Consider the following 26437-nt stretch of genomic DNA (forward strand, 5'->3'; position numbering starts at 1 on the left):
GATCCTCATAGCCCATCTCCGACGCCGCTATCGGTGACGGAGCGTCACCGGCGCACGGGAGCACACCCCCGCTTCACGAAAATCTTGCCAGGGCCCTGAACTTGCACCAGTCGGTACGCATCAAAGCGCATGACGTTGATCTGATGCCTGTCTGCGCGGAAGGGGGTTCGCGCGATGTCTCACTCATTTTCAGTGCGCGGCACCGTCGGCTGCCTCTTGGGTGATGTCGGCGTAGAGGCGGAAGAGGACCGGGCGGGCTTCGCCGTGTTCTCGTTGGTGCAGGGCGGCCCAGCACCGGGTGATGAGTTGCCGGGCCTGGGTGCCGGGCCATGGCTGGGGCAGGAGTTGAGGCGGCAGGAGCGGGTCGGGTTCCATGGCGCGCGTGAGTTCGGCGGCTAGTTCGACCGCGATGGTGAGGAGTGCGGAGGGGGAGAGCCGATCGGGGCCGGTGAGCCCGGCGAGGCGGGGCTGGGCGAGGCGGCTGAGGCGGTGGTAGCGCTCGGCGATCTCCTGCAGGGGCCACAGCTGGCGGGCGAGTTCGGCGGGCTCCTGGGTGGCGCCCCTGCGCAGGTCCGTCGTGGTGAGGAGGGTGAGCGCGTCATGGGCGCCCAGGCGGCGGGCCGCTTCTTCGACGTACGGTTCCCACGTGTTGGCGCAGACGTACAGTCCGCCCTGCAGCGGTGCGCCGCCGAGGTGGACGAGGGTCTCGCGCAGGGAGTCCCGGGCGGTGCGCGCCGATTCGGGCACCGCGAAGGCGGCGAGGTGCCACACGCCGTCCCAGGGCGCGAGCCCGGCGTCCTGCTGGAACGCGTGCCGCAGGAAGTCCGCGTTGGGGGCGAGGGCACGCATGGTGTCCGCGGTGGCGTGCAGCTCGGCCTTGCGGCCTCGGCCCTCGTGGGTGAACCGGGCTTCGGCCACGAGGCGTTTGACGCACAGCCGCACCTGCTGGTCACTCATGCCCAGGGTGTTGGCGACGGTGTAGAGCTCGTCCGCGCGGACGGTGCCGTCCTCGCGGATCAGCGCGTGGACGAGCATGCGGGTGGGGATCTCGATGTGTTCGGTCATGGTGTGCTCAGTCCTCTCGGCCCGTTCGCCCCGACCGGGCGGTGCATGGTGGTCACCGCGCCGAAGCCCAGGAGCCCGCGAAGCCAGGGCGTGTGCTCGATCCGTACGGCCGTGAAGCCGCGCCGCTCGTACAGGGCCCTGGCGCGCGGGTTGGTGTCGATCACGTCCAGTCGGATCTCCCGGCAGTCCTGCTCAGCGGCGACTGCGGCCACTTCTTCGATGAGCAGGCTCCCGACACCGCGGCCCCGTAGGCCCGCGTCCACGGCGATGCCGTCCATGACGAGCTGCCCGGGGGCCGGGTGGCGTTCGAACAGGGCGAGGAGCAAGAGGCGGTGCAGTCCCCGCAGGTGCCCGTACGCGCGCAGCACGGCGGCCGCCGAGCCTCCGGTGAGGGCCCGCCCGCCGAGCTGGTAGCCGGCGAGGCCGACGAGCTGCCCGTCGAGGAACGCGCACACCGCGCGGTCGGCGTTCAGGTGGGCGGTGAGGAAGGGCACCGCCTTGTCCGGAGGGTTCAGGGCGGGGCCGAGTTTGCGGCCGAAGGCGTCCCAATACAGCTCGGCTGCCCGCCGCTCGGCTCCTTCCGGTATCCCCCGCCGGACTGTCACCGGCCCGGTGCCGGTATCCGTCGCGTCGAATCCCATGCGATGTCCCCCTGGTGTGGCTGTAACCTCCACCTGAAACTATCACTCAACGAACGACCGTTCCAGCAGTGATAGTTTCATGTCGCGTGAATCGAACAGAGGCGGTCAGCTCTCATGGACGCAAAGATCCAGCCCCGACGGCGCGGGCTCCGCATCGCCGTGTGGTCCTTCGTCGCGGTCCTGGTCGTGGCCGCTGGTCTGCTCGGCGTGGTGCTGTGGCAGAACACCTACGACATGGAGGAGCAACGGGTGTCGATACGCCACGGCGGCCACACCCTCAACGGAGTACTCGCCACTCCCAAAGACGGCCGCAAGCAGCACGGCCTGGTCGTGTATGTCCACGGCGACGGACCCATCAGCGCCACCCACGACGACGGTTACAAGCCCATGTGGGAAGCGAATGCCAAGGCCGGGTACGCCTCCCTGTCCTGGGACAAGCCCGGAGTCGCGGGCGCACCCGGCAACTGGCTCGACCAGTCCATGGACGACCGAGCCGACGAGGCCGCCGCCGCCATCGCCTGGGCGCGCGCCCGCCCGGACATCGACGGCGACCGGATCGGGCTCTGGGGCGCCAGCCAGGCGGGCTGGGTCGTGCCGAAGATCGCCGCCAAGACGCCCGTGAGCTTCGTCATCGCCGTCTCACCCGCGATCAACTGGCTCCAGCAGGGCCGCTACAACCTTCTCGCCCAGCTGCGCGCCGACGGAGCGTCGAAGGCCCGCACCGAGGCAGAGACCACCAGGAGCGAGACGACCCGCCGACTGCTGGAACGCCACGCGACCTTCGAGGAGTACGTCAGGGCGATGGGCGGCGACACGGACGGCATGACCGCCGACCGCTGGGCCTTCATCTCCAAGAACTACACCGCGGACGCCACGCAGGATCTCCGCGCTCTGCGCGGCGTACCCGTACTGCTCACCCTCGCAGGCCACGACATCAACGTGGACACCGCCGACACGGAGCGCGGCTACCGCAGTGCGCTGGACGGAGGCGGTGCGTTGACGGTCAAGCGATACCCGGACGCGACCCATTCACTGCTCAAACGGTCCATCGAGCAGTCGGACCTCAAGACCACGCTCACCGCGCTCTTCTTCCCCCGTTCACTCTTCGCGGACGGATTCCTGGACGACCAACGGCAGTTCCTCGAAAACCTCGCCCACGGCAACAACCCCACGCCATGACACTCCCGCAAAGTCGGCCACGGCGCGCGGTGCACGTTCGCGTGTAACGCCCGGTGCGCTTTGCAGCGAACGCCGACACCTGGCGCAGTTCAACTCGGTGGGTGAGGAGTTGCTGACCTGCTGATGTCTGCGTTACGAGTCATCGCGGACGGGCAGGTGAAGCGTCCGAGCCAGGCCCTGAATTCTCTCGTCCACATGTTGCAGATGGCGCAGGACCCGTCGAGTCGCGTTGATGTCCTCGGCACGCGCCCGGCCGTTGTGAACGGCAGTGGTTGTTCGTAGACGTGCGCCCCGGTCAGAGTCGGGTCAGCGGCGATGAGTCGGGTTGGCTCGATGCCATCGATGGCCGGCATCTGGATGTCGGCGAGCGCGGTGTCGGGCTGGTGCTCCCTGGCCAGAGCCAGACCCTCACGTCCGGCCTCGGCCACTACCTCGATGTCGTCTTCCAGATCGAGGAGCGCGCGGAATCCGCTGCGCAGGAGTGGCTGGTCGTCGACCAGCAGGACGCGGATCACGATGTTCCTTGCGCGGGGAGTTCAGGGTAGACGGTGAAGCCGACCTCGCTGCGCGGCCGCGCGTGCAGGTGACCGCCGAGGGCAGTGACGCGTTCGCGCATGCCGAGCAGTCCGATTCCGGGCGTCGGCGTGGTGCCCTGTGTGGCCTTGCCGTGTCATCGACTCCTACGGTCAGGGCGTCGGGACGGTAGACGATGCGGACCGACGCTGTGGCTGCATCCGCATGACGGGTGATGTTGGTGAGCGATTCCTGAACGATCCGGTAGACGGCCCGGCCCACCGCGGCAGACACCTCGTGTCGCTGTCCATCACCCCTCGCCCACAATCGGCCTGCACCCGTGGTCTCTCGGATCTTCCAGGGTGCTGCGCCCCTGTGCCAGAGACTGTGGGATAAAGGACAGCCGCCACAGCGACCGCGGAGAGGATCCAGAGCTGCCACGCCAGCCGCTGACACAGGACGATGCCCATACGCCGACAATATGGGCCTGGAGCCGGAGAGAACCGCACCGTCACCGTGGGTGCTGCCAGGACAAGATGTTGCCACGTCTTTGCCGAGACGACCGTCACGGCTCGGCGTCGGCCGGGGCGTGTAAGCCAGCCAGTGGGTGCCTGCCAGCGGATGCGGGCTCCAGCCGCGCGCGTACTGCGGCAGCCGCTGTCCATTGGGGACGAGCACGGCGAAGGGCTCATGACCGGCCTGGTCGAGCAAGGGCTTGCTGGTGATGGAGCGGTTGTTTCCGTGCAGTTCGGCCGAGGCACAGCCCGCGTCGTAGGCGACCGGCAGGGCGTGTGGCCCGGTGATCAGGCAGGGCGGGCTCAGTCCGAGGGAGTTGAGGGCGTGGGCGGCCGCCTCATACCGCTGGGAGACGACGGCGGTTCGGGCACTGAGGCCGGACAACAGCCCTGACTGGCAGGCGAGTTGCAGACACACAGCGAGTCCGATCGCGGTGATGACGGGCGCCCTGTGCCGGCTGGCGGATATGGCGCGGGTGGCGAGTGCGGCTATGGGGAGGCTCAGCAAGGCGTACGTCGGCAGCAGGAATCGCGGTGCGGAGTAAGTGAGCAGGAAGAGATACGGGAAGCAGAGCGTGAAGGCGCAGATAAGGGGCAGGGTGGTGAGGGCACAGGGGCGCGCCCTTCGGTCATGCACCGCGAGAATGAGTGCGATGGCCCCGAGGATGGGCAACGCGAGCCACCACAGGGCGAGTTCGGGGTGAGTCAACGGGACGTGGCAGGGGCGGCACAACTGTGGCCCGTTGAGACTGCGCCAGGCGTTGCCGGTGTTGATGTGGAAGGCCATACCGCCCTCCGTGCTGCTGGAGCGGTGCAGACGATCGAGGATGCCGCCGAAGCGCGCGTACGCCTCAGCGGTCCACTGCGTGGCGCCGAGTGCGAGACCACCCAGCAGGAATGGCACTACATGCCGATGGGCACGGACACTTAGGGCAATGATCAGCAGGGGCAGAGCAAGCCAGCCCGTGTCGGGCAGACGAACCAGGGCAGTGGCGACGAGAATGGCCGCGAGCCACCAACAGGCGTGGCGTTCGACAGGGGCACGCAGGAACCAGCCGACTGCGGCGACGGCGCCGAAGGCGACCCACAGGTTGGGCATGGCCTGAGAGCCCGCGAGTTGGGAGGTCCACAGTCCGGCGAAGAGCAGGGCGGCCAGGGCTGTGGTGGCGTGCCCCAGCAAGGGCCGCCAGGTGCGGAAAGCAGTGTAGAGAGCTGCGGTCGACAGCACGACGAGGACGAGCCGGAGAGCGAGGACCGAGCCGGTGGCGGCCACGACCGGTGCGGTGAGCAGACTGATGCCCTGCGAGCGTGGGGCGCTGAAGTAGGCGGCCGGAGTGCGCGGGTCGAACTGGGAGACGTAGACGGTCTCGTCCCAGCCGAGCGCGTGGCCGGTGTGCGGTACGACCAGGGTGAGTTGGATGGCGGCATAGGCGCAGGCCACGAGAGCGAGCCAGGGCGCCGGCCGACGACGGACCGTGTCGGCCGGTACAGCCGGGTGCCGCTCCAGCACGACAGTTACGGTCATGATCCCCCCTGCTGATGGTGATCCCCGGTTCGGCCGGGTGGTGGTCAGCCGACCGCGGGCGTGCGGACGTCTCGACGGCGGATCCTTTTGAAGCGGCGGGCCAGCCCTCGGACGCGGGCGACTCCTTGTGCGTGAGTCCGCTGCCAGGCGCGTCGGTGACGGGTTGCGGCCAGTTCGGTGACCAGCAGTTCGTAGCGGCGCACGATGCGGTCGGGGTCGAATCGGTGGGCGCTTTCCACGGCGGCCGCGCCCAGGGCGCGGCGGCGTGGCCCGTCGTCGATCAGTTCCATGAGGGTGTCGGCCAGGGCCTTGGCGTCGCCGGTGGGTACGAGGCGTCCGTCGACGCCGTCGCGGATGATCTCGGCGGGACCCAGGGGGCAGTCGGTGCTGACCACCGCCACGCCGCAACGCATCGCTTCGACCAGGGTCATGCCGAAGGATTCGGCGTCGGACGCGGAGGCGACGATCGACGCCTGGGCGAATTCCGCCTCGATCGGGGCCCGCGGCCCCATCAGCGCGACGTACTCGCCCAGTCCGTGGTCGTGGATGAGTTTCTGCAGTGGTTCCTTCTCCGTGCCACCGCCGTAGATGCGCAGCCGCCAGTCGGGGTGCTTGGGGGCGATGTCGGCGAAGGCGTCGATGAGCAGGTCGAATCGTTTACCGCGGACGAGGCGCCCGGCTGCGGCGACAACTGTGGCCGTGTGGTCGGCGGGTGCAACGGCAGGGACAGGAACGACGTTGGGGATGGACAGGACACGGACGCCCGGAAGCACCATCCGTGCACGGTAGGTCTCGGCGTCGGCCTGGGTGGTGGTGATGACCGCGTCGAGTGCGCGGTAGTGGCGGGCGAGTACCTGGCGCAGCTTCTTGCTGTGCGCGTCGTGCCGTAGATGCTCCTGAGCGATACGCAGGGCACGGCGCGGTCCGAAGAGTGCGAGATAGACGTTGAGTCCGGGACGGGTGCCGATGATCACGTCGGCGTCACTGGCTGCCAGGTAGTCGCGCATCCGCACGTCGTGCAGGCGGGTGTACTGGTGGTGGCGGCGGTCAGCCAGGGGAAAATCGCAGGCGGGTTCGGCATATGCCGGGTACTGCGCGTCGTCGCTGCCGATCCGGGTGTCGACCAACGGCACCAGCCGCACCCTTGGGTCTACGGCGAAGCGAGGCCTCTCCCGGTGGCGCATGGACGAGGTGATCTCCACGTCGTGGCGGTCGGCGAGCGCGGAGGCAAGGTTGAGCGTGGTGCGGATGGTTCCGCCGATGGCATAGGCGTTGTGCAGCAGGAACGCGATTTTCATTCGGGCCCTTCCCCCTCAGCGGCACCGGATGGGCCACTACCGATGCCGTCACGCTGGCGGAACGGGGTAAGGGTGTTTCCTGGCCCAGGTGAGAGGGGGGTAAGAATCCCCGGCTGGTGCGGTCCGCGCCCGACCGTTCGCTCCCCGCTATTGGCACACTTCCTGACGTGGCCCACACCCTGCTGCTCGCCGAGGACGACCGAGCCATCCGCCAAGCCCTTCAGCGCGCGCTGACTCTGGAGGGCTACGAAGTGACTGCCGTGGACGACGGCGTTCAGGCACTGGCCCAAGGCCATCTGCTCCGCCCTGACGTGCTGGTCCTCGATGTGATGATGCCGGGCATCGACGGCCTGCAGGTATGCCGGGTGCTGCGCGCGGAGGGCGACCGTACGCCGATCCTCATGCTCACCGCCCGAGTGGAGACCGCGGACCGCATCGCGGGCCTGGACGCCGGCGCCGACGACTATGTGGCCAAGCCCTTTGACGTCGAGGAGGTCTTCGCCCGCCTACGGGCCCTGCTGCGCCGGGCGGGCCCCCGGCCGGACGGTGAGCCTTCGGCAGGGGAACCACTCAAGGTGGCGGACCTGCGGATCGACGTGCGCGCGCGGAGGGTCTGGAGCGCAGGCCGTGAAGTGGAACTGACCCGTACCGAGTTCGACCTGCTGGAACTCCTGGCCCGCAACAGCGGCATCGTCCTCGACCATTCGACGATCTACGACCGGATCTGGGGTTACGACTTCGGCCCCGGGTCCAAGAATCTCGCCGTGTATGTCGGCTATCTGCGCCGCAAGATCGACACACCGGACAGGACCGCCTTGATCCACACCGTGCGGGGCGTCGGCTACGTCCTGAGAGAGGAGTGAGGTGCGCTTCGTCCCCGCCAGTCTGCGCACCACCTTCGCCGCGCTGTTCGCGGCCGTGGCCGTGGTGGTGACCCTCACGGTGGGGTTCCTCAGTTATGACGCCGCCGCCCGCTTGGTGCGGGTGGAGGAGCAGGAGGTGTTCGACGAAGTCGTCCATAACCTGCAAGACCAGGTCGGCCGGCGAGATCTGTCAGTGTCCGACTACGCCTCGGTGGACCCGGACCACGACGGCCCGCGCGACAAGCTCATCCGCAGCACCCGCACCGACGTGCAAGTCCTGGATTCCACGGGCAGGATCACCGACCGCGGCAGCCCGGCTCTGCCGGTCCAGGGCGCCGAGCAGCGGGTGGCTTCCTTGCGGGAAGCGGGGGCGGTGGCCCGAAGGAGCGTCGGGCTGGGGGATGGCCAGTACCGTCTGGCGACCGTCTCGCTCGGTGGCGGACGCGGCGCCGTCCAGGTCGCGCAGGAATTCAGCGACACCGAAGACCTCTTGGAGGAATTGCAGCGGCGCGCCGCGCTGCTGGCCGCGGCGGTGATCGGGGCAGCCGGGCTCGCAGGCTGGTGGCTGGCGCGTCGGATCACCAGGCGCCTGGTGCGGTTGACCGCCGCCGCACAGAGCGTGGCCGAGACCGGCAACCTCCAGGCTGTGGTTCCCGTCGCGGGGCGGGATGAGGTGGCTCGCCTTGGCCACTCCTTCGACCGCATGCTCGACCGTCTTGCCGAGTCGGTGGAGGACCAACGCCGCCTGGTACAGGACGCCGGACACGAACTGCGCACCCCGCTCACTTCACTGCGTACGAACATCGCTCTCCTCACACGTATCGAGGAGCTGCCTTCCACCGCACGCGAGGAGCTGTTCGCCGATCTGTCCGGTGAGGCACGTGAGCTCACCGACCTCGTCAACGAGCTGGTGGAGCTGGCGGCCGGGGCACAGGACGACGAACCGTTCGCGGAGGTCGATCTCGCCGACATCGCCGAGGACGTCGCGGTGATCGCCCGTCGGCGTACCGCGCGCACCATCACGGTCGAGGCGGAGAGCGCGCTCGTCGTGGGACGCCCGGGGGCGCTGCAACGGGCGGTATCCAATCTGGTGGACAACGCCGCCAAGTTCGACACCGGCGGCACCGGCCCTATCGAAATCAACGTCCTTCGCGGGCGCATCACGGTCCTCGACCGGGGCCCCGGCATCACTGCCGAGGACCGCAGCCGCGTCTTCGACCGCTTCTACCGGGCTGCGGCCGCTCGTGGCCTGCCCGGCTCCGGATTGGGTCTGTCCATCGTGCGCAAGGTGGCCGACGCGCACGGCGGGACGGTCTTTGTCGAAGAACGCCCGGGGGGCGGTACGGCCATCGGGTTCACTGTGGACACCAGTGGTCATGACCACGGCCGTGATGGGTCGCGCGAGCGTAGGTAGGACCGTCCTCTCGGAAGGGTGCAGATCGTACTCGAGCTGGAACCGAGCCCGGGCCCGTTTGTACCGGCAGACATACCGAGGCCAAGGTCCCGCCGCCCGCGCTGCCGCCGAAAGCGCTACGACGAAGCGATGGGCCGCGACCGTATCGAGGCCATCGCACTGCTCCACAGAGGGAAGCCGTCAGCGGGGCTCTTCGCCCTGAGCGACCTCGACCTCATGGTGGAAGGCGACGGCGCCGGTCGTCGCGGCGGTGGCGGACAGGGCCGCGCAGGCGGCGAGGAGGAGGGCGATCCCGCACATCGACCGCCGAGTGTGGCCCGCGGGAGCGGAGAGGAGCGCCGCTACGCGCCGGGGAACAGGGCCGGTGGTCGCGGCGGGGGCGAAGTCCGGGCGGGTGGAGCGCGCGGTCTGCCCGGCGAGTGCGGCGCGGGCGATGGCACGGGCCAGCAGGCGGCGGTCGCCCAGGGCGGCGGCCGCGGTTTCGTCGGCGGCGCGTTCCGCGGCCAGCCGGATGGCGGTGCGGACCGGGCGCAGTGCGGGGTGGCAGTGGGCGGCGAGCTCGGCGGCGGCCAGGAAGTAGTGATGGCCGCCCTGGTTGTGGGCGCGCTCGTGGGAGAAGAGGGCGTCACGCTCGGCCGGGCCGAGGCTGCGCAGCATGGCGGTGGTGACGACGATGCGGTGCGGGCGGCCGGGCAGGGCGTACGCATCCGGGTGCGGCGAGTCGACCACGCACAGGTCGCCTGCGGCGGGCCGCCGGTCGGCCTCGGCGCGGGCGGTGCGGAAGGCGCGTGTCTGGCGCAGGGCCGAGCGGGCGAGGGCCCAGGCGCCGAGGGTGAGCAGGCCGGTGGCGATCGCGGCCGCGGGGAGGACCAGGTAGCCCGACGGCGTGCGCAGGGGGTGGACGAGTTCACCGAGCGCCGCCAACGCCGGCAGTTTGAGCAGTCCGGTCAGGACGAGGGCGCCCAAGGCGGCCACACAGGCCCCCGCCAGTACCAGGGCAACTGCGGTGAGCGCCCACAGCGCGACGACGGGGGCCAGTCGGTCGAGGGCTCGCCGGACGAGCAGCGGCATCACGAAGGGCAGCAGGAGCGGAATCAGCAGCAGGGCGGTCATCAATCGTCGCCCTCCAGCAGCTGGCGCAGAAGCTCTTCGTCGTCCGGATGGAGTTGGGCGACGAAGCGGGCCAGGACGGTCTCCCTGTCAGCGTCGCGGTCGAGCTCGGTATGCATACGCCGGGCGGTGAGCCCCTGGGCGTCCTGCACGGGGTAGTAGGCATAGCCGCGCCCCTGCGGGCGGCGGTCGACGACACCCTTGTCGTGCAGGCGGGAAAGGATCGTCGTCACGGTCGTGCGGGCCAGGTCGGAGGCGAGTTCGGCCTGCACCTTCCCCGGAGTCAGGGGCGTTTCGGCGGCCCAGAGGGCGGCCATGACGGCGGCTTCCAGCTCGCCGGCCGGCCGGCGCTCGTCCTTGGCGTCGGTCATGGGAACGATCCTCACCCCATCTTCGTCTACAGTGCAGTAGACCGTCTACAGAATTGTAGTCACTCGGGTGACGCCTCGCGCGCCCCCACCCATCCAGTATGAGAGGGACAGCGTCGATGACCGCACCCTTGTTCGCAGGCTCACAGCTCGCGGTGAACGTCCTGAGCGCGCAGTCCCTGCTGGCCGCCTTCGGCGTGCTGGGAGTCGGCGTCGTGATGTTCGCGGAAACCGGGCTGCTGATCGGCTTCTTCCTGCCGGGCGACTCGCTGCTGTTCACCGCGGGACTGCTGTGCACCGGCAGCGGCCGGCACGGGGTCAAGCTGTCACTCGCTCCGCTACTGGTGGCCGCGGTCGTGGGCGCCCTTGCCGGTGCGCAGTGCGGCTATGTGCTCGGCCGGAAGGCGGGCGGAGCCCTCCTGGCGCGCAGCCGCTCGGTCCGCCTGCGTGAAGGCGCGCACCGGGCCGAGGAGTTGCTGGAGTGGTACGGGCACGCCAGGGCGATCGTGCTGGCCCGGTTCGTGCCGGTGGTACGCACGGTGCTCAATCCGATGGCGGGCGCGCTGGGCGTGCCGGCGCGGACATTCACCGTGTGGCAGGTCGTCGGCGGACTCGTGTGGAGCCTGGGGCTGACCCTTGGCGGGTACGCGCTGGGCTCCTCCATCCCCAATGTGGACCGCTATCTGCTGCCCATGGTCGCCGTGATCGTGGTCGTGTCCTTGATTCCGCTCGCCGCCGAGTTGTACCGCTCCCGCCGCGCGGCCAAGGCGAAGGAGGCGCGTGGATGATCCTCGCTTTCGATGGTTCCTCGATCGACGGTTCCGCGTACACCGATGTGGTGGACCTCGCCCACCGCTCGCCCGGCTGGCTGGACGACGTCGTGGCGGCCTGGTCGACCTACGGCCTTGCGGTGTTCGCCATGCTGATGGCCGTGACCTGGTGGCGGGCCCGGCGGGTGAGCCCGGCTGCCGCGGTGAGCGCGCTCGCCGTTCCGGTGAGCGTCGTCGCCGCATACGGGGTGAACGACGTGCTGAAGCTGCTGCTACGCGAGGACCGGCCCTGCCAGAGCCTGCGCGTGATCACGCTGGAGGCGTGCCCGGCTCCGGGCGACTGGTCCTTTCCCAGCAATCACGCGGCCATCGCCGCCGCGGCCGCCATGGCCCTGTGGTTCGTCTCCCGCCGCCTGGGCGCCGTCGCGGTCGCGGCCGCCTGCGCGATGGCGATCTCCCGGGTCTGGGTCGGTGCGCACTATCCGCACGACGTCGCAGCCGGAGTCGTTGTGGGTGTCCTCGTCGCGGTCTGCGCGATGGTCGCGGTGCGCCGCCATCCGGATCCCCTGGTCCGGTGGATTACCGGCACGCGGCTGCGTCCCCTCCTGTCGGCGTCATGACCCGCGGCGACCTGCGCGACCTGGCGGGCAGCATCGGTGTTGGCGCGTGGACGGCGTTGGGCGTGCTGTCCATGTTCGTGATCGGCGCTGAGAAGCCGCTGTACGGGGACGGGGGCCTGCTGTCCTGGTCCGTCGGTCACCGCCCGGACGTGGCGGTGGACTTGGCCCGTGGTCTGACCGCCAGCGGCACCGGGGTCATCCCGTACGTCCTCGCGGTGCTGGCAGGGACCATCGCCGGTCGTACTCCGCGCCAACGGGCCGTCGCCGTCGCGCTCTGTCTCGTCTGCCTCGGGGCGGGTCAGGCGACGCGGTATGGCGTGATGGCACTCGTCGCCCGGCCCCGCCCTGCCCACACAAACTGGGCGACGCATGCCTCGGGTTGGGCCTTCCCCTCCGGCCACACCACCACGGCCGCCCTCACCGCCGGACTGCTCGTCATCGCCGTGTACGCGCGCGCCCCACGCGGCAGGAACCTGCTCGCCCTCGTGATCGGCTGCTGGGCCGCGCTGGTCGGGCTGACCCGCGTCTACCTCGGGGTGCACTGGTTCACCGACGTCGTCGGCGGCTGGCTGTTCGCCATCGGCTGGCTGGGGCTGTGCCTGTGCGCCGTCACCTGGTGGCTCCCCGAAGGGTTCATCTCCGGTACGACGGACACCGACCCCAAGCCGACGGAGGGCCATGCGCCACAAGATCCTGGTCGTCGAGGACGATCACGCCCTGCGTGACGTCCTGCTGCGCGGCCTGCGCGAGGAGGACTTCGACCCCGTGCCCGCCCCGGACGGGGCATCCGCCCTGCGGCTGGCCGGCGGTGACATCGCCGCGGCCGTCCTGGACGTCGGGCTGCCCGACGCGGACGGGCGGGACGTGTGCCAGGCGATGCGGGCGAACGGATTCCTGTCCCCGGTCATCTTCCTGACCGCCCGTCACCGGCTCACCGACCGGCTGTCCGGGTTCTCCGCCGGAGGTGACGACTATCTGCCCAAGCCGTTCCACCTCGCCGAACTCGCCGCCAGACTGCGAGCGGCCGTCAAACGCGCCGCGCCGCTGCCCGCGGCCACGGTCGGTGACCTGGTCCTGGACGCCGTCCGGCACAGCGTCAGCGTGCGCGGCACCCAGGTCGACCTCACACCGACGGAATTCCGCCTCTTGGCGGCGCTCATGACCGGCGCCGGGAACATCGTGCGCCGACGCGAACTGCTCAGAGCAGGCTGGCCCGAGGGGGCCCAGGTCAGCGACAACACCCTCGACCAGTACGTGACCCGCCTGCGCCGCAAGCTGCGCGAGGCGGGCAGTGACCTGACGATCACCACCGCCCGAGGGATCGGCCACCGCCTGTCATGAGCTCCGTGTTCTCCCGCCTGGTGCCGCACACCCTGCGTGGCCGCCTCTCTCTGGTGGCCCTGACCGCCGCCACCCTCCTGATGGTGGTTCTCACCGTCGCCTTCAACACCGTCATCCGCCACCGCCTGCAACACCAGGCCGACGACGAGCTGCACACCCGGGCCGCCGCCGTCGCCACCACCATCGACGCGAGCGGCCCCGAGGTGCGCGTCCTGGAGACCGCCAATGACCGGCTCCTGGACACGAACGTCTGGATCTACACAGGCACTCGGCTGCTCGAACAGCCGCCGTCCACCACAGCCCACAGCGCCCTCGCCCGCGCCGCCGCCACACTCGTACGGCAGGGCGGCACACACTGTCTGACCGCCGACGGACCTGCCCCCGCCCGGCTGTGCAGCCTGCCCGTATCCGGCAGTCGGAGCACCGCGACCGTCGTCACCGCGCTGGACCTCTCCCCCTACCGGAGTTCGGCCACCACCCTGCTCCTGGCATCGCTGTGTCTCGACGCCATCATGCTCGCCTGCACCTATCTGCTGACACGTCTCGCGGTCGGACGCGCGCTGCGTCCCGTGGGCACCATGACCGGCCAGGCCGCCCAGTGGAGTGCCGTCGCCTCCGAGGAACGCTTCGGTGCCATTCGACGTCCGACCGAACTCGCCCGCCTGGGCGCTTCGTTGGACGCACTGCTGGACCGCATCCGCGCCGTTCTGCGCCGTGAGCAGCAGCTGACCGGCGAGCTGTCGCACGAGCTTCGCACCCCGCTCAGCCGGATCGTCGCCGAACTCGACTGGTGGCGGGCCCGTCCCCGCTCGGCCGCCGACACCGAGGCCACCCATGAGGTGATCGCCGACGCCGCCCGGTCCATGCGCAGCATCTGCGACACCCTGCTCGACGACGCCCGCCAGGGCACGACCACCGCCCCCGGCACGGCCGAGGTCCTGGCGACACTGCACCGCCTCGCCGCAAGCCTGGAGACACCGGTCCATGTGACGGTCGACGCGCACGGTGCCGGCCTCCCGCTGGAGCCCGGCGTCCAGGCCGGCGTCCAGGCCGCCCTCCTCGAACGCATCGTCAGCCCGCTGCTCGCCAACGCCGTCCGGTACGCCGCCTCACATGTCACGGTCACCGCGCGCCGGGAATCCGGCGCCGTACGCATCGACGTCGGCGACGACGGTCCCGGGGTGCCCGAGTCGTTCGCCGCGCAGCTCTTCCAGCCCGGCCGGCGGGCGGACCCCGACGACGGACATGGCGGAGCGGGCCTGGGGCTGCCGCTGGCGCGACGCCTGGCCCGCTCCGTCGGCGGTGAGGTGACGTACGACCCCGGACACAGGCCCGGGGCGCGGTTCACCGTCAGACTGCCGGCCGGGTGACGGCCTCCGGCTGCTCGATCGTCCGCGGACCCCAGGCGGCGGTCCGGCGCTCCTTCGCGTGGGCATAGGCCATCAGGCCCACCAGGACGGCCAGCAGGACAGCCGACGAGCCCGCCGTGCCGAGGTCGAGGCCGCCCTTGGCGACCGGCTTGGTGAGGAAGTCACCCGCGGTGGCGCCCAAGGGACGGGTCAGCACGAAGGCGAACCAGAACAGCAGCACGTTCGGGACCGCGGGCGCCTTCATCAGGGCGAGAAGCACCGCGAGCGTCCCGGAGACGAGCAGTGCGCCGCCCGCGTAGCCGAGGCCGGAGCTGTCGGAGAGGAAGTCGCCCATGGATGTGCCGAGGGTGTTGGAGACGAGGATCGCCGTCCAGAAGAGGGCCTCGCCGCGGAAGCTGACGATGTCACGGATGACGAACGTCATCGCGGTCAGCCTCCACACCGCGAAGACGGTGATCAGGATGGAGATCAAGATCGCGGCGCCGGTGGGATAGCCGAGGCCCAGGCCCTGCGGGCCCCAGCCGAGCGACGTGGCGCTGTTCGAGAGGAACTTGGCGCTGGCGTCGCGGTTCATGAAGTCGGACATCGTCGTGCCCGCCATGCTGGTGGACAGGATGACGGTCCAGTAGAAGTACGGGTTGTAGCGGCGGGACCTGAGTTGGATCACCAAGGTCACTACGAAGATCAGGAACAGGACGATCGTGGTGAGGAAGTAGCCGAGTTTCAGGGTCTGGGCGAACAGATCACCGGCGGTCTCGCCCAGGGTCGTGGCGGCGATCTTCATGATCCAGAAGGCCAGGGTGACCTCGGGCAGCTTCTTCATCACCGACCTGGTCGTACTGGCGACGTCCAGGTCGGTGAGAGGTTCTGACTTCTCCATGAGGGAGTGCTCCCGTTCGTGCAGGGCGCGGGGCGCACATCAAAGGCGAGCGCCCCGCGAGACGGTGGGGCCGACCGCGCGCGGCGCGGCGGTTGGTCGGTGTCCGACCCTGTCGGTGCTGATCCGGACGCATCCCGAACGCCGGCGAGACGCTCACGCCGTACGGGCAAGGCGCTCCGACTCGGTGACGTCCTTTCGCGTCACCGCCAGGAACACCACCAGGCCGAGGATGACCGCGAGGAACAGCACGCTGGTCACCACGCTGCCCAGGCCCAGGCCGCCGTCACCGGCCGGCTGGGACAGGTAGTCGCCCATCGAGGCGCCGAGCGGGCGGGTCAGGACGTAGGCGATCCAGAAGCTCCACACCGCGTTCGCCCCGAGCGCGAAGCGGGCTACCGCGACCGCGGCGATGGCGAGGGCGAACAGGACCGCCGAGACCCAGTAGCCCAGCGCCATGCGCTCGGCGACCAGGTCGCCGGCCGCGGTGCCCAGCGCGAAGGTGAACAGCACCGCCAGCCAGTAGAAGGACTCCCGGCGCAGGGTGTCGATGCTGTGGATGGACAGTGTCCGCTCGCTGCGGTACCAGGCGGCGAACACGATCGCGAGCGCGACGGCGAACACCGCGGTGCTGGTCGTGAGCGGTACGCCCATGTTGTCGGTGAGGTTGTCGCTGATCAGGGTGCCCACGACACTGATCAGGACCACGGCCGTCCAGTACACACCGGCGCGGTAGGCGGTCGTGCGGAACTGGACGACCAGGACCACCGCCAGGAGCACGCTCATCAGCAGCGACACACCGGTCAGGCCCAGTCCGGCCTTCTCGTTCAGCAGGTCGGCCGCGGTCTCACCGACCGTCGTGCACAGCACCTTGATCACCCAGAAATACACGGTGACTTCAGGCACCTTGTTCCAGCGCAGACGGTGGCCGGGGGCGGTCGGAGCGGAACTGTGGACCGCCGCTGTCTCAGACGTTTCGGATGTCATGAGGCCCGACCGTGCCACCGGGAACCTGAACGCATCCTGACTGCCGCGCGGCAACACCCACCCTCGCCGACCCGCGCGGGGAACATGTCTGCCATGCACAGCGACACGGCCCACTCGGTCATACCGGCACTCCGCCCCAGCCCAGCCCCCACGACGGAAGCGCGCCGCCATGACCATCCCCCACTCCCATAACCGCGCCTATGCCGAACACGCGACGGACTGGCTGCGGCGCCGCCTCGGACGGACCGTCGCGCTCGCGTACCTCGCCGCCGTACTGCTGCCCGGCCCGGGCCAGTGGCTGCGCCACCCGCATACCCTGACGGGAACTGAACTTCCCCTGCACACAGCCTCGTTGCTGCTCTCGCTGGTCCTGTTCTCGGCCGGACTGCAGGTCCCGGTCCGCGCGCTGGGACAGCTGCTGCGGCGGCCCCGGGCCCTGCTGGCAGGGCTGGTGCTGCATCTCGCGGCGCCGCTGTTGATCATCCCGCTGGTCGCATACCTGCTGCGCCACTCGCCCGATGCCGACGGCGGCAGCGGTCTGGTCACCGCGATGATCCTGATCGTCGCGATGCCAGTGGCCGCGGGGGCGACGGTCTGGACCGGCAAGGGGCACGGCGACCAGCCGACCATGGTGGGTCTCGTGCTCGCCTCCACACTGATCAGCCCGCTCACCATCCCCGTGACGGTGGGCGCGCTGGCTCCGCTGCTCAGCGGAGGCTACGCGGACGTGCTGGGCACGGTCGGGCGGGCCATGAACAGCGGGTTCGCGTTCACGGGAGTGGTACTGCCGTGCGCGGCGGGTCTCGCGTGCCGTCTCGCCCTGCCGGCGCGTCTGCTGGAGGGTGCGTTGCGCTGGGTCGTGCCCGTGGCGCTGACCGGCTCGGTGGTCCTGACGTACGTCAACGCGAGCGGCGCCCTGGGGACCTTCCTGGCGCATCCCCGCCCGCTACTGCTGATCGCGGCACCAGTCGTGGCGGCGGTCGTCTGTGCGCTGTCCTTCGCGGTGGGGCGGCTCGCGGCGCGCGTCCTTCGTCTGGACGCCCCGGCCGCCTCCTCTCTCACCCTCGCCTGCGGAATGAACAACAGCAGCGCGGGTGCGGTCCTGATCACCACGACCCTGCCCGACAAGCCGCACCTGCTCCTGCCGGTCCTCGCGTACGGGCTGTTGCAGAAGACGGCCGCGAACAGGGTCGTACGGATGGCTCGCCCTCAGCTTCCGCCCGGACCGCCCTGCCCCGCCTCGTCCTGAGGATCCGCATCGCTCCGGCAACCATCCGACATGTCCCGGCTATCCACCCCGTGTCCTTCCGCGGCCCGTACCGGGAGCAGCAGCGTGAACATGGTCGGCGCGTGGTTGGCCAGGGAGAGCCGCCCTCCGAGGGAGACAGCGAGGTCGCGGGCGAGCGCGAGGCCGATGCCCGTGCCCGCCCCGCCTTCGGTGTGTCCGCGCTCGAACAGGCGCGCGGAATCGCCGTCTGACGTGCCCTCGTCGGCGATGTCGAGGGCGAGGGCGTCGTGGAGGTCGCGGACCGTGACGCGCACCGTGCCGTGTCCGTGGACTCGGGCGTTGTCGAGCAGCACGCCGAGGATCTCGGTGACGGGTCCGCCCGGGACGCGTACGCCGTCCGGCGCCTCGCCCGTATCGCACTCCAGGCGTCTGCCGTCGCGGGCGAACAGCCCGTGCCACCGCTCCTCGGTCTCCCGCAGCAGCCCCGCGACCGGCCGGTCCGGCGCGGCCGGCTGGGGCGGTCCCGCGGAGCCGGACAGCCGAAGAACCTCCTCCACGGTGTGGTGCAGCCTGCGAGTGGCGTCCAGCGCCTCCTCCAGCACGGGACGGGTGCCGTCCTGCGCGAGTCCGGCTCCAGGGTGAGCTGGAGGCCGGTCAGCGGGGTGCGCAGCTGGTGGGAGGCATTGGCGGTGAAGTCCCGTCCGTGGCGCAGGAGTTCGGCCAGGCTGTCCAGCATCTCGTTGTGCGTGCGGGCGACCTGGTCGATCTCGGCGATGGTGCTGGGCGCGGCCCGCACGGTCAGGTCGCCGCCGGTGACGGCCCGGCAGTGCCGTGAGAGGTCCTCCAGGGGAGCGGCGAGTGCCCGCGCCTGCCGGCGGGCCACAAGGACCGCCACGGTCAGCGCCAGCACGACGACACCGTACGATCCGCGGCCCGGCCAGCGGAACCACTGGAACCGTCAGGCGACACGCCCTGGTCATTTCAGCTGGCTGCGGAGCGTAGGGCAGGCGTGGGGACAGCCTGCAATCTCTTCCGCGGACCTCGCCACCTGCCGACCGATCAGTGCAGTGACCGGGCCGAGACCCATGAGCGCACCACCGGCCAATGTCACCCAGGAAGGCCGCCGATGTCCGACGGACAGGTCCTAGCTGGCGACGATGGCGCCGAGGATCATGCCACCGATCAGTCCGAGGGCACCGACTATCAGGGCGATGGTGGAGAGCCTTTCATGTCCAGCGAATTTGGCGATGAGGGCCAGGATCAGCCCGCCCAGTCCGAACACGATCGGCAGGAAAAGCAAGCCGATCGCGCCCAGCGCGATCGCGATGATGCTGAGAACGTTCTCGCTGGCCCCGCTCTTGGCCGGGGCGTTACGCTGCCCGACCGGCTAGTTGCCGTACTGCGGAGTCATCCCCCTATGTGTCTGTGATGCGGTAGCCGTATCGGCCAGCCACTGTTTGGGTAGGTGCGAAGAGCGCCATCAACTCTGGAGTGATCCATTCGCGCCATTCGCCGGGCTTCCCTTTGCGCATGATTCGCCGTTTCGGCCTGTGGCTGGTTTGCGGTCCGCTGTTGCGTTCCTCGTGTGTGCGCATGGCAGAGAAAGAGCTGCGTTCGAATGCCGCCAGGATGTCGCCAGGATTCGGTGTTATGTCGAATTCCTGAAGGGCTAGGCGGAGTGTCTCCGAAGGTTCCGCCTTTAAATCTTCGAAACGTGAAACCGCATGCGAGGGATTACCGAAGGGGTTGACGAGCCAGGAGTCGTAGAAATGGTTCCAGTCGTCTACTGGGTTGAGGCCGGCCGGTCCCGGCAGACGGAGCCAGTTTTCGAAACTTCCAGCTGCGATATCCGCAGGGTCCTGGGCGTATTCGACGCGGAAACGGTACCGGGAGTAGAGCGCGTCCCGGGGATCGCGTATGAGTACCCATGCTGCGAGCAGGGGGCGGGTGGTGAAGTATTCGGGGGTCAGGTGGGTTTTCACAAACCGTGGCCAGTGGCGATGGCTGGAGCACGGTGCCTGTTCGGAGTCTTTTATGTGGCTGGCAGCCAGGCGTTGGCGCCACTCGTTGTGTTCCTCGGCTGGCTGACTCGTGCCGTCGGGCAGGAGCCGCTCGGTGTAAGCGTCGGCATAGTTAAGGCCGAGTTCGAGAAGTACATTGCCGAGCAGTGACTGGCCTGCGCCGCCGAAGCTGGCGATGGGAACGTCTTTGTCGCCCAGCACGCTGATGTTGGCTTCGTGGAGCGGGCTGATGCGGTCACGTAATCCGTGCAGATTTTCCGACGTCATACGTCCATCCTGTCGTTCGTTCGGTCGGCGGATTTGCGGTTGTGGTGGCCCAGATAAGCGGTGAGCAGACCGCCTGCAAGAGCCCCGATGGCCGCGATAGTGAATGTGAGTTGATAACCAGCTGCGTACGCGGAGGGAGTGGGAGTGTCTGTTTCGGCCCGGATTCGAGCGGCGGAGACGGTCGCGAGTACAGCGACGACGAGAGCCGTGGACAGGTATTTCGACGTCTCGTAGAGGCCGTAGGCAGCGCCTTGGTCCTCCGGGGGGACGGATTTTCCTGCCGCTGCGTTGAACGCGATGACTGACACTGTGCTGCCCAGGCCCAGCAGGACGAAGCTGGGCAGGAAGAACAATAGGTACGCTCCCTCGCGAGGCGCCGCCGCCAAGATGGTCAGCCCGATGGCGCAGACGACCTGAGCTCCCAGCACCACGGCGGTCCAGTGCCATGTACGCAGCAGCCGGTTGGCTACTGGTGAGCCCAGGAGTACTGCCAGGCCGAGCGGGCTGAAGGCGAGGCCTGCTGTCAGGGGCTCGTAGCCCCGTACGTGCTGGAGATACAGCAGGCAGATGAAGACCATTCCGTCATACGCCAGGACTTGGCTCGGTGTGCCGATGACAGCGGTGCGGAACTGCCGGTCTTGCAGGAGTTGCGGCCGTACCAGGCGTGCTGAGCTGCGCCGCTCGTGTGCGCAGTAGCCCGTCAGAGCCGCTGCTGAGGCGACGAAGGAGACGAGGGTGGAGGAGGACGCGGGCCCGGTTCGTTCGATGCTGGTGATCGAGAACACCAGCAGTATCAGCCCTGCTACAGCCAGTACCGCAGAGACAGCGTTGAGCCGGCCCGGTCGCTCCGCCGCTTTTCCTGGGGCCAGGGTCCTGGCAGCGGCCAGCGCTGCCAGGACCGCTACGGGGGCAGTGAGAAGGAAGACGTAGCGCCATCCCAGCCCTTGGGTGATCAGACCGCCGGCAATGGCTCCGCCCGCTGCCCCCAGGCCACCGGCGACAGCGACTGCCGAGAACAGCCAGTTGCGGCGGCGCGGGTCGGGCATCGCGCTGATCACGGCGAAGGAGTTGGGTACCGCGAGGGCGGCGCCCGCTCCTTGCAGTACGCGCGCGACGATGATGAGCCACAGCGTGGAGGACAGCCCCGCGAGGACCAGACCGACGGTGAAGAGGATCAGCCCGGCTGTGAGGATCTGACGGCGGCCGAACCGGTCTCCGCACCGGCCGCCGAACAGCAGGAGGCCGGCCAGCGGCAGTGTGTAGCCGGTGATCAGCCACTGCGCGTCGAGTTGGCCGATGTGGAGATCGTGCTGAATGGCGGGCAGGGCGACGGTGACGACCAGGCCGTCGAACACGGCGAGAAAGTTGGTGGCCGAGAGCACCACAGGGACGAGGAGGACGCGCAGACGGGCGAGGGGCGAGGGGGCAGCTGACACGAAACGGCTCCTGCGGGGTGGAACGAAGAAGGCGGGGCGGGGCGGCTGCTCAAGAACGCCCGCGGGCCGGTGACGGGGAAGTTCCGTGAGTGCCATGTGTTTCCAGGTGCAGCAGCCGGTCGAGTTCAGCGAGCGATGCGGTGCCCGGCTCAAGGTCGGTCGGTGAGTCGAACTCGTACCAGGGGCCTTGGTTGGCGACGGCGGGGATGCGGGCGTGCTGTTGCGTGATCAGGGCGGCAAGGATGGCGGTCATATCGCGCCGTGAGCCGGTGCTGTCAGCTGTGCGGAGCGCTGCTTGAATGCGGCGCCAACCAGTTCTATGTTCTGCGGCATCAGCGAGGAGAAGCTGGCCCGGATGTTGATGTACGGCAGCCCGCCCAGGTCGACGAGGAGCGGAACACCTCGTACATCGCGGTACCCGTAACGGTGACGGGATTCTGCCCAGGTCTCGTCGGTGATCAGGCGCCGGTACAGGGAAAGCGCCAGCGGGCGGGGCCGCAGACCGATCATTTCGGCCGGGTTCCAGTCAGGCATTACCCCTAAGCACGTATCAGCCCCGACTGCTGGAGGCTGATCCCGTAACAGAGCGCGGAACTTCCGCTGGCACTGGTGCACGGCCGCTCGATGCCGGCTCTTGGACAGTGCCATGGCTGGCGCGGCCAGCGGCCGGGCCTGAAATAGCACAAGAGAGGCGTCTTGCCGTACGGCGAACTCGAACTCGAACTCGAATGGAGCCTTCCCCGGCAGGTGTTCGAGTTCCGCAGCCAGGCGTGGCAGGCCGGCCAGGTACCCCATGGGGCAGTGGCTGCCCTCGTCCGGCAGGAAGTACCACGACCGAACGCCCGGCTGCCCAGCGGTCACCAGAGTGGTGTCGGCCCCCTCCGACCAGTTGCAGCGGCAGCACCGCGGCGTCGCACAGTCTCGGTATCAGCCGGGACAGAGTCTCGGCCTTCGTGCCGAACCGGACCGCGCCGCGGTGAGAACCCACCCTGTCTAACATCAACACCCCCATGCCGAACAGACGTGATCAGACGCGTACCGCTGCCCCAGGTGTTCAAACGTGAGGGATACACGGGGTTTTTTCCTGGTGTACGGGAGGTGAAGCGAACCAGCCACTCGGGCAGAACCTGTCACAGTGCTGCGATCCGTCGTACAGGCCGCGGCCGCCGCGCGCTCCCGGCGGCGGTGCGTGTCGAGGTGTTCCAGGACGCCGGGTGACGCCGGTACGAGCTGAGTCGCACGTTCGATCGGTGCGTGCACGATCAGTTCGGCACGGCGGGTGCCTGGTCCGGCGGCCAGGGCGTCGGCCACGTAGGCGGCGGCGTCCTGGCCCTGGGGCAGGGTGCGCGCGGGCACGCGGGCGCCGGTGAGGTGGAGTTCGCTGATCCTCCGCGAGATCCAATACCGCAGCGACAGTCAGTCGGTCGAGTGCCGCCTGCTGCGTCGAGTACCCGGTCTCCTCGCGTTGCCGCCCGGCGGCATCGCGGTAGCGAATGACGTAAGGGTGGGCGCAGCGGTTCTGGCGGGCGCAGGTGCAACTCTTGAAGAAGCTGCCCATTCCGCGGACGAGCTGGGTCGCCAAGTACATGTCTCCTGACCCATGCTGGGAGTTTGCTGACCAAAGGCTCCCAAGCATGGTTGTGACCTGCGGCCGAGCCAAACTACGGGACGTTGATGAGCATCCTCATGGGTGCCTCCTAGTGGGTCTGCGACAGGCGCCGGAGCCGCGGCGGACCATCAAGGGACTCGCAGCTTCGTAACACCGCGACGGAGAACCGCCCGCCCCTCGAGGGGCGGGCGGTCCGTGCCTACCGTGCCCAGGGGAACCAGTTGGGCAACTGGTCCGATCGGCACGGCAGGTCCTTGGACGTCTTGAGCGCCCCGACGCCGCGCAGGCTCACCCCCGGTGTGGTCAGCGCCACGAACGCGTCGTCGCGGGTACGGCCGCTGATGTCGGTGATGCGCAGGGCGATGGTGAACTTCAGGTGGGCCGGGCGCAGCCCGAACGACTGGGTGACGCCGATCGACTCGCCGAGCTCCACCCATGCGCGGCGCTCCACCGCGTACGCCTCCACCCGGTACGCGCGCAGGTCCGTGTCCGGCCGGACGAACACCGTGACGTCGTCGTCGCCGCCGGCGGCCAGGATGACCAGGCGGGTGATGCCGACCTCCAGCCGGCCCGCCGCGCCGAGCGAGACGAACGTTCCCGCGGGCTTGTCGACGACGGTGCCGAGCACCGCGCGCGCGTCGGCGTGCTGGTTGGCGCCCTTGATCGCGCCTGCCTCGAACTTGATGACGCGGTTGACGTACCGCAGGTCGCCGACCGGCGGCGTGTGCTTCGGTACGAGCACGTCCTCGCCGCCGAACTGCAGGCCGATGGCGGGGTTGACCTTCGGGTCGAACGTCACCGTGCCGGTGTACGAGCCGTCGAGCCGGCTGGTCAGCGCGCCGGGCTTGCCGCCGAGCGCGGTGAGACCGAAGCCGCCGGCCGTGTCGGGGTTGATCAGCAGGACATTGCCGAACCGGTCCCGCGGGATGACGGTCGCGTCGATCTGGCCGGGCCCGGTCTGGTTGAGGTCGATCCGGGTGTGCTGCGGCTCGGGCCGCACCATGACGAGCGTCTCCTGCTTGCTCTCGCGGTGGAAGCTGGTGCCGTCGGCGGTGATGCCGGTGGCGGACAGGTAGAAGACGTACTGCTTCGGGACCGACGTGTCCGTGACGGTGGCCCGGTAGTTGCCGGTGCCGTCCGTGTCGCTCATCGCCTGGACGTGCTCACGGCGGCTGCCGTCGATGTTCAGCCCGGCCAGCTGGGCCCCCAACTGCCTGACGAGCAGCGGGGTGGCGTCCTTGCCGGCGAGCAGCTCCTCGGCGCGTTTCAGCGCCTCGGCGGGTACGCGCAGCGCGGCGATCTGGTTGTCCGTCGACCGCACCGGCGCGGTGGTGGACAGTGATACGGCGGCGCCGGTCACCGGCCGGCCTTCGGCGGTGAGGCGGCCGGTGACGGTGATCGGGTCCCCGGCGAAGTAGGTGGCCTTGTCCTGGCTGACCTCCAGGCGCAGCGTCGAGTCGGTGAGCACGTCGTAGACGTAGTGCTCGACGTCGGGGTCGGGGTCGCCCTCGCTCGTCGCGGTCGTCGCGGTCGTCGTGCCCGTCGCGCTCGTCGTGCCCGTCGTGTCCGTGGCGCCGATGACTCCGCCGCCGGAGCTGACGAGCAGCCGCCAGGTGCCGTCGCGCCCCCGGGTACCGGACGTGCCGGTGGCCCCCTCGGAGCCGCTGTCGCCCCGCAGGAAGTCCCGGGGGATCAGGTACATGTTCGAGCGGGTCCCGCCGTGGAAGGTGACCTGGGAGAACCTGCCCTGGCCCGCGTTCTCCGGCGTGATCAGTTCGCAGTTCGGGGTCAGCAGTTCCAGCCGCAGCCTGCCGGCGTCGGGGGTGTTCCAGTCCAGGACGAAGGCGGCCTTGTCGTCGTACGGGGTGATGACCGTCTCGTGGCGGATCTCCCGCTCGCCGAAGACGAACACGCCCGGCGGGTCGGCGGGGGAGGAGGCGTCGGTCAGGCCCTCCTTGAGGGCGTTGCGCAGGACCGCGCCGAGTTGGGTGGGGGTGAACCCCGCTTCCGTGACGCTGTGCGAGACGCCGCCGAACGAGCCGTCGGCGAGGGTCTTGATCAGGATGTGGTCGACGTCGGTGTGCCCCTCGACGCCGTACCCGATGCCGTACATCGTGATCTTCTTCTCGGCGAGCGAGGTGCCGGTGGGGGCCGTGCCGTTGGGTGGTGCGGTGAACTCCTTGGGGTTGTGCGTGCCCGAGTTGTGTGCCCCGTCGCTCATCATGATCAGCCAGCGGCGGCTGGTGTTGACGCTGAGCGGGTCGGTGCCGAAGTAGCTGGTGGCGGGCGCGAGGACGTGGTCGAGGCCGTCGCCCATCGGGGTGCTTCCGGTGGGCACGATGGCCTCGACGGCGGCGCCCGCGTCGGCCATCTCGGAGGCCGCGATCTGCTTCATCGGGACGATGTCGAAGCCGGCGGGGCCGCCGCCCACTGAGGGGAAGCGGGCGATGCCGAACCGGCCACCGTTGTCGGCGAAGAGGCCGAGGAGGTGCAGGAACCCCTTGGTCGCCGTGGTCAGCTCCCCCCAGCGGGACTCCGCGACGGTGGCGGGGGGACCACCGAGTGGGTTGCCGCCCATGCTGCCCGAGGAGTCGAGCAGGAGGACGACCTCCAGCTTCTGCGTGACGGCGGTCAACGCGAGTTGCTGGTTGTGGCCGGCGGAGGTGCCTACCGTGGGGTCCGGTGGTGTCACGACGATGTTCGTGGTCAGGGTGGTCTTGTTGTCCGGCGGGGGCGCGGCGGGCGCGGTGAACCGGAGCGAGAGGGTCTCCGTGCGGGAGGGGCGTACGGTCAGCGGCAGGGGCGAGGTGACCGTGAAGCCGCCGGCCGGAAGGGAGCCCGCCGTGGCGATGGTCAGCGGGGCGGTGCCCTTGTTGGACACCTGCACGCTGTCCGAGTCGGACTTGTTGACGAGGGAGAGGAAGTTGGACACCGTGCCCGGCGAGATGTCGAGCCAGGGTTTGGCCGTGTCGGTGGCCGCGTCGGCCACCACCCAGGTGAACTCGACGGGCGCGCCGCCCACGTTGTTGTTCTGGAAACCCAGCCGCCAGGTCTCCACGGTGCCCGCCTGGTCGAACCCCATGCGGATGATGGCCACGTTGTCGGCCTCGACGTCGCGTTTCACGTCGCCCAGGTACGTGGTCTTGTTGAACACCCCGCCGGTGAATCCGGTGATCTCCACCGCGGGTCCCTCGGTGTCGCCGGGGGTGGCCGGGGTGTCGGGGTGTCCCGCCCGGATGAACAGCGTCGGGGGTTCGACGGCGCCCGTCGCGCACACCCGGACGTACATCATCTTCGGGTAGCCGCCCTGGTCGCGCGGCCCGGCCAACTGGTCGATGCCGACGAAGACCGGGAGCCCGGTGTTGACGGTGAGCGCGGCGGTCTGCGGATCGGGATAGACGTGGAACGCCATGAGCATTC

Annotated in this window: 24 protein-coding genes and 3 pseudogenes; 10 read left to right on the plus strand and 17 right to left on the minus strand. The window is 69.5% G+C overall.

Annotation, left to right across the window (positions count from 1 at the left end):
• Nucleotides 1–189: 189 nt before the first annotated feature.
• Together ACFVYR_RS25580 and ACFVYR_RS25585 are read right to left on the minus strand one after the other, a co-directional pair.
• Nucleotides 190–1065 carry a PaaX family transcriptional regulator C-terminal domain-containing protein gene (locus tag ACFVYR_RS25580; protein WP_384254104.1) on the minus strand — a complete coding sequence of 292 codons (876 nt, stop codon included), beginning with the start codon at nucleotides 1063–1065 and terminating at the stop codon, nucleotides 190–192.
• A complete protein-coding gene (locus tag ACFVYR_RS25585; RefSeq protein WP_384254106.1) occupies nucleotides 1062–1706 on the minus strand; it encodes a GNAT family N-acetyltransferase in 645 nt (214 codons plus the stop codon). The genes ACFVYR_RS25580 and ACFVYR_RS25585 overlap by 4 nt, the downstream gene beginning before the upstream one ends.
• Nucleotides 1707–1820: 114 nt before the next feature.
• Between ACFVYR_RS25585 and ACFVYR_RS25590 the strand changes: the two genes are divergently transcribed.
• Nucleotides 1821–2885, plus strand: coding sequence for an alpha/beta hydrolase family protein (locus ACFVYR_RS25590; protein ID WP_384254108.1), 1065 nt, complete (start codon nucleotides 1821–1823; stop codon nucleotides 2883–2885).
• Between the two features lie 281 nt (nucleotides 2886–3166).
• Here ACFVYR_RS25590 and ACFVYR_RS25595 read toward each other — a convergent pair.
• From ACFVYR_RS25595 to ACFVYR_RS25605, 3 genes and pseudogenes are all read right to left on the minus strand, one after another.
• A pseudogene (locus tag ACFVYR_RS25595) lies at nucleotides 3167–3400 on the minus strand (response regulator transcription factor); the annotation flags it as partial.
• Nucleotides 3397–3710: pseudogene (locus tag ACFVYR_RS25600) on the minus strand (sensor histidine kinase); the annotation flags it as partial. The pseudogenes ACFVYR_RS25600 and ACFVYR_RS25595, both read right to left, overlap by 4 nt.
• Nucleotides 3711–5482: 1772 nt before the next feature.
• Nucleotides 5483–6736: a glycosyltransferase family 4 protein gene (locus ACFVYR_RS25605; RefSeq protein ID WP_384254111.1), complete on the minus strand. Its 1254-nt coding sequence runs from the start codon at nucleotides 6734–6736 to the stop codon at nucleotides 5483–5485.
• Nucleotides 6737–6903: 167 nt separating this feature from the next.
• On the opposite strand from ACFVYR_RS25605, the gene ACFVYR_RS25610 reads away from it, so the two are divergent.
• Nucleotides 6904–7599: a response regulator transcription factor gene (locus ACFVYR_RS25610; RefSeq protein WP_384254113.1), complete on the plus strand. Its 696-nt coding sequence runs from the start codon at nucleotides 6904–6906 to the stop codon at nucleotides 7597–7599.
• A 1-nt stretch (nucleotide 7600) separates the two neighbouring features.
• Nucleotides 7601–9013, plus strand: coding sequence for an ATP-binding protein (locus ACFVYR_RS25615; protein WP_384254115.1), 1413 nt, complete (start codon nucleotides 7601–7603; stop codon nucleotides 9011–9013).
• A gap of 180 nt (nucleotides 9014–9193) precedes the next feature.
• On the opposite strand, the gene ACFVYR_RS25620 is transcribed toward ACFVYR_RS25615, so the two are convergent.
• Nucleotides 9194–10126, minus strand: coding sequence for a M48 family metalloprotease (locus ACFVYR_RS25620; protein ID WP_384254118.1), 933 nt, complete (start codon nucleotides 10124–10126; stop codon nucleotides 9194–9196).
• Nucleotides 10126–10494, minus strand: coding sequence for a BlaI/MecI/CopY family transcriptional regulator (locus ACFVYR_RS25625; protein WP_384254119.1), 369 nt, complete (start codon nucleotides 10492–10494; stop codon nucleotides 10126–10128). The genes ACFVYR_RS25620 and ACFVYR_RS25625 overlap by 1 nt, the downstream gene beginning before the upstream one ends.
• Before the next feature lie 116 nt (nucleotides 10495–10610).
• Between ACFVYR_RS25625 and ACFVYR_RS25630 the strand changes: the two genes are divergently transcribed.
• From ACFVYR_RS25630 to ACFVYR_RS25650, 5 genes are read left to right on the plus strand one after another with little or no spacing between them, the layout of a single operon-like run.
• Nucleotides 10611–11279, plus strand: coding sequence for a DedA family protein (locus ACFVYR_RS25630; RefSeq protein ID WP_384254121.1), 669 nt, complete (start codon nucleotides 10611–10613; stop codon nucleotides 11277–11279).
• The gene (locus ACFVYR_RS25635; protein ID WP_384254122.1) at nucleotides 11276–11881 is read left to right on the plus strand and encodes a phosphatase PAP2 family protein; all 606 of its coding nucleotides are present in this window, start codon (nucleotides 11276–11278) and stop codon (nucleotides 11879–11881) included. The genes ACFVYR_RS25630 and ACFVYR_RS25635 overlap by 4 nt, the downstream gene beginning before the upstream one ends.
• Nucleotides 11878–12606 (plus strand): phosphatase PAP2 family protein, encoded by a 729-nt coding sequence (locus ACFVYR_RS25640; protein WP_384254124.1) that lies wholly within the window; start codon nucleotides 11878–11880, stop codon nucleotides 12604–12606. The genes ACFVYR_RS25635 and ACFVYR_RS25640 overlap by 4 nt, the downstream gene beginning before the upstream one ends.
• Entirely contained in the window at nucleotides 12560–13222 is a 663-nt protein-coding gene (locus ACFVYR_RS25645; protein ID WP_384254126.1) for a response regulator transcription factor, read from the plus strand. The genes ACFVYR_RS25640 and ACFVYR_RS25645 overlap by 47 nt, the downstream gene beginning before the upstream one ends.
• Nucleotides 13219–14592: a sensor histidine kinase gene (locus ACFVYR_RS25650; protein WP_384254128.1), complete on the plus strand. Its 1374-nt coding sequence runs from the start codon at nucleotides 13219–13221 to the stop codon at nucleotides 14590–14592. Before ACFVYR_RS25645 ends, ACFVYR_RS25650 begins: the two co-directional genes overlap by 4 nt.
• On the opposite strand, the gene ACFVYR_RS25655 is transcribed toward ACFVYR_RS25650, so the two are convergent.
• A complete protein-coding gene (locus ACFVYR_RS25655) occupies nucleotides 14573–15472 on the minus strand; it encodes a hypothetical protein (RefSeq protein ID WP_384254130.1) in 900 nt (299 codons plus the stop codon). The genes ACFVYR_RS25650 and ACFVYR_RS25655 overlap by 20 nt on opposite strands.
• 153 nt (nucleotides 15473–15625) lie before the next feature.
• The gene (locus ACFVYR_RS25660) at nucleotides 15626–16456 is read right to left on the minus strand and encodes a hypothetical protein (RefSeq protein WP_384254133.1); all 831 of its coding nucleotides are present in this window, start codon (nucleotides 16454–16456) and stop codon (nucleotides 15626–15628) included.
• Between the two features lie 169 nt (nucleotides 16457–16625).
• On the opposite strand from ACFVYR_RS25660, the gene ACFVYR_RS25665 reads away from it, so the two are divergent.
• On the plus strand, nucleotides 16626–17705 hold the full coding sequence (locus ACFVYR_RS25665; protein ID WP_384254134.1) for a sodium-dependent transporter: 1080 nt from the start codon (nucleotides 16626–16628) through the stop codon (nucleotides 17703–17705).
• Here the strand turns inward: ACFVYR_RS25665 and ACFVYR_RS25670 are convergent.
• Nucleotides 17666–18286, minus strand: a complete 621-nt coding sequence (locus ACFVYR_RS25670) for a sensor histidine kinase (protein ID WP_384254137.1) — start codon at nucleotides 18284–18286, stop codon at nucleotides 17666–17668. The genes ACFVYR_RS25665 and ACFVYR_RS25670 overlap by 40 nt on opposite strands.
• Nucleotides 18287–18387: 101 nt before the next feature.
• On the opposite strand from ACFVYR_RS25670, the gene ACFVYR_RS25675 reads away from it, so the two are divergent.
• Nucleotides 18388–18519: a hypothetical protein gene (locus ACFVYR_RS25675; RefSeq protein ID WP_384254139.1), complete on the plus strand. Its 132-nt coding sequence runs from the start codon at nucleotides 18388–18390 to the stop codon at nucleotides 18517–18519.
• Here the strand turns inward: ACFVYR_RS25675 and ACFVYR_RS25680 are convergent.
• From ACFVYR_RS25680 to ACFVYR_RS25710, 7 genes and pseudogenes are all read right to left on the minus strand, one after another.
• A pseudogene (locus ACFVYR_RS25680) lies at nucleotides 18463–18594 on the minus strand (two-component sensor histidine kinase); the annotation flags it as partial. The gene ACFVYR_RS25675 and the pseudogene ACFVYR_RS25680 overlap by 57 nt on opposite strands.
• Nucleotides 18595–18828: 234 nt before the next feature.
• Entirely contained in the window at nucleotides 18829–18966 is a 138-nt protein-coding gene (locus ACFVYR_RS25685; RefSeq protein ID WP_384254142.1) for a hypothetical protein, read from the minus strand.
• A gap of 133 nt (nucleotides 18967–19099) precedes the next feature.
• Nucleotides 19100–19972, minus strand: a complete 873-nt coding sequence (locus ACFVYR_RS25690; protein WP_384254144.1) for a sulfotransferase domain-containing protein — start codon at nucleotides 19970–19972, stop codon at nucleotides 19100–19102.
• Complete coding sequence (locus ACFVYR_RS25695) at nucleotides 19969–21408, minus strand: MFS transporter (RefSeq protein ID WP_384254147.1); 1440 nt, start codon at nucleotides 21406–21408, stop codon at nucleotides 19969–19971. The genes ACFVYR_RS25690 and ACFVYR_RS25695 overlap by 4 nt, the downstream gene beginning before the upstream one ends.
• A 49-nt stretch (nucleotides 21409–21457) precedes the next feature.
• Nucleotides 21458–21661 carry a hypothetical protein gene (locus ACFVYR_RS25700; protein ID WP_384254149.1) on the minus strand — a complete coding sequence of 68 codons (204 nt, stop codon included), beginning with the start codon at nucleotides 21659–21661 and terminating at the stop codon, nucleotides 21458–21460.
• Nucleotides 21658–22203, minus strand: coding sequence for a hypothetical protein (locus ACFVYR_RS25705; RefSeq protein ID WP_384254151.1), 546 nt, complete (start codon nucleotides 22201–22203; stop codon nucleotides 21658–21660). Before ACFVYR_RS25705 ends, ACFVYR_RS25700 begins: the two co-directional genes overlap by 4 nt.
• Before the next feature lie 1013 nt (nucleotides 22204–23216).
• Nucleotides 23217–26429 carry a hypothetical protein gene (locus ACFVYR_RS25710; RefSeq protein ID WP_384254153.1) on the minus strand — a complete coding sequence of 1071 codons (3213 nt, stop codon included), beginning with the start codon at nucleotides 26427–26429 and terminating at the stop codon, nucleotides 23217–23219.
• Nucleotides 26430–26437 lie beyond the last annotated feature (8 nt).

Source organism: Streptomyces sp. NPDC058284 (assembly GCF_042881135.1).
Classification (GTDB): Bacteria; Actinomycetota; Actinomycetes; order Streptomycetales; family Streptomycetaceae; genus Streptomyces.

Bases quoted from the DNA above. Each gene is read 5' to 3' on its own strand.
- ACFVYR_RS25580 (WP_384254104.1), bottom strand. From the start codon at position 1,065: ATGACCGAACACATCGAGATCCCCACCCGCATGCTCGTCCACGCGCTG.
- ACFVYR_RS25585 (WP_384254106.1), bottom strand. From the start codon at position 1,706: ATGGGATTCGACGCGACGGATACCGGCACCGGGCCGGTGACAGTCCGG.
- ACFVYR_RS25590 (WP_384254108.1), top strand. From the start codon at position 1,821: ATGGACGCAAAGATCCAGCCCCGACGGCGCGGGCTCCGCATCGCCGTG.
- ACFVYR_RS25605 (WP_384254111.1), bottom strand. From the start codon at position 6,736: ATGAAAATCGCGTTCCTGCTGCACAACGCCTATGCCATCGGCGGAACC.
- ACFVYR_RS25620 (WP_384254118.1), bottom strand. From the start codon at position 10,126: ATGACCGCCCTGCTGCTGATTCCGCTCCTGCTGCCCTTCGTGATGCCG.
- ACFVYR_RS25625 (WP_384254119.1), bottom strand. From the start codon at position 10,494: ATGACCGACGCCAAGGACGAGCGCCGGCCGGCCGGCGAGCTGGAAGCC.
- ACFVYR_RS25630 (WP_384254121.1), top strand. From the start codon at position 10,611: ATGACCGCACCCTTGTTCGCAGGCTCACAGCTCGCGGTGAACGTCCTG.
- ACFVYR_RS25635 (WP_384254122.1), top strand. From the start codon at position 11,276: ATGATCCTCGCTTTCGATGGTTCCTCGATCGACGGTTCCGCGTACACC.
- ACFVYR_RS25640 (WP_384254124.1), top strand. From the start codon at position 11,878: ATGACCCGCGGCGACCTGCGCGACCTGGCGGGCAGCATCGGTGTTGGC.
- ACFVYR_RS25645 (WP_384254126.1), top strand. From the start codon at position 12,560: ATGCGCCACAAGATCCTGGTCGTCGAGGACGATCACGCCCTGCGTGAC.
- ACFVYR_RS25650 (WP_384254128.1), top strand. From the start codon at position 13,219: ATGAGCTCCGTGTTCTCCCGCCTGGTGCCGCACACCCTGCGTGGCCGC.
- ACFVYR_RS25655 (WP_384254130.1), bottom strand. From the start codon at position 15,472: ATGGAGAAGTCAGAACCTCTCACCGACCTGGACGTCGCCAGTACGACC.
- ACFVYR_RS25660 (WP_384254133.1), bottom strand. From the start codon at position 16,456: ATGACATCCGAAACGTCTGAGACAGCGGCGGTCCACAGTTCCGCTCCG.
- ACFVYR_RS25665 (WP_384254134.1), top strand. From the start codon at position 16,626: ATGACCATCCCCCACTCCCATAACCGCGCCTATGCCGAACACGCGACG.
- ACFVYR_RS25690 (WP_384254144.1), bottom strand. From the start codon at position 19,972: ATGACGTCGGAAAATCTGCACGGATTACGTGACCGCATCAGCCCGCTC.
- ACFVYR_RS25700 (WP_384254149.1), bottom strand. From the start codon at position 21,661: ATGACCGCCATCCTTGCCGCCCTGATCACGCAACAGCACGCCCGCATC.
- ACFVYR_RS25705 (WP_384254151.1), bottom strand. From the start codon at position 22,203: ATGGGGTACCTGGCCGGCCTGCCACGCCTGGCTGCGGAACTCGAACAC.
- ACFVYR_RS25710 (WP_384254153.1), bottom strand. From the start codon at position 26,429: ATGGCGTTCCACGTCTATCCCGATCCGCAGACCGCCGCGCTCACCGTC.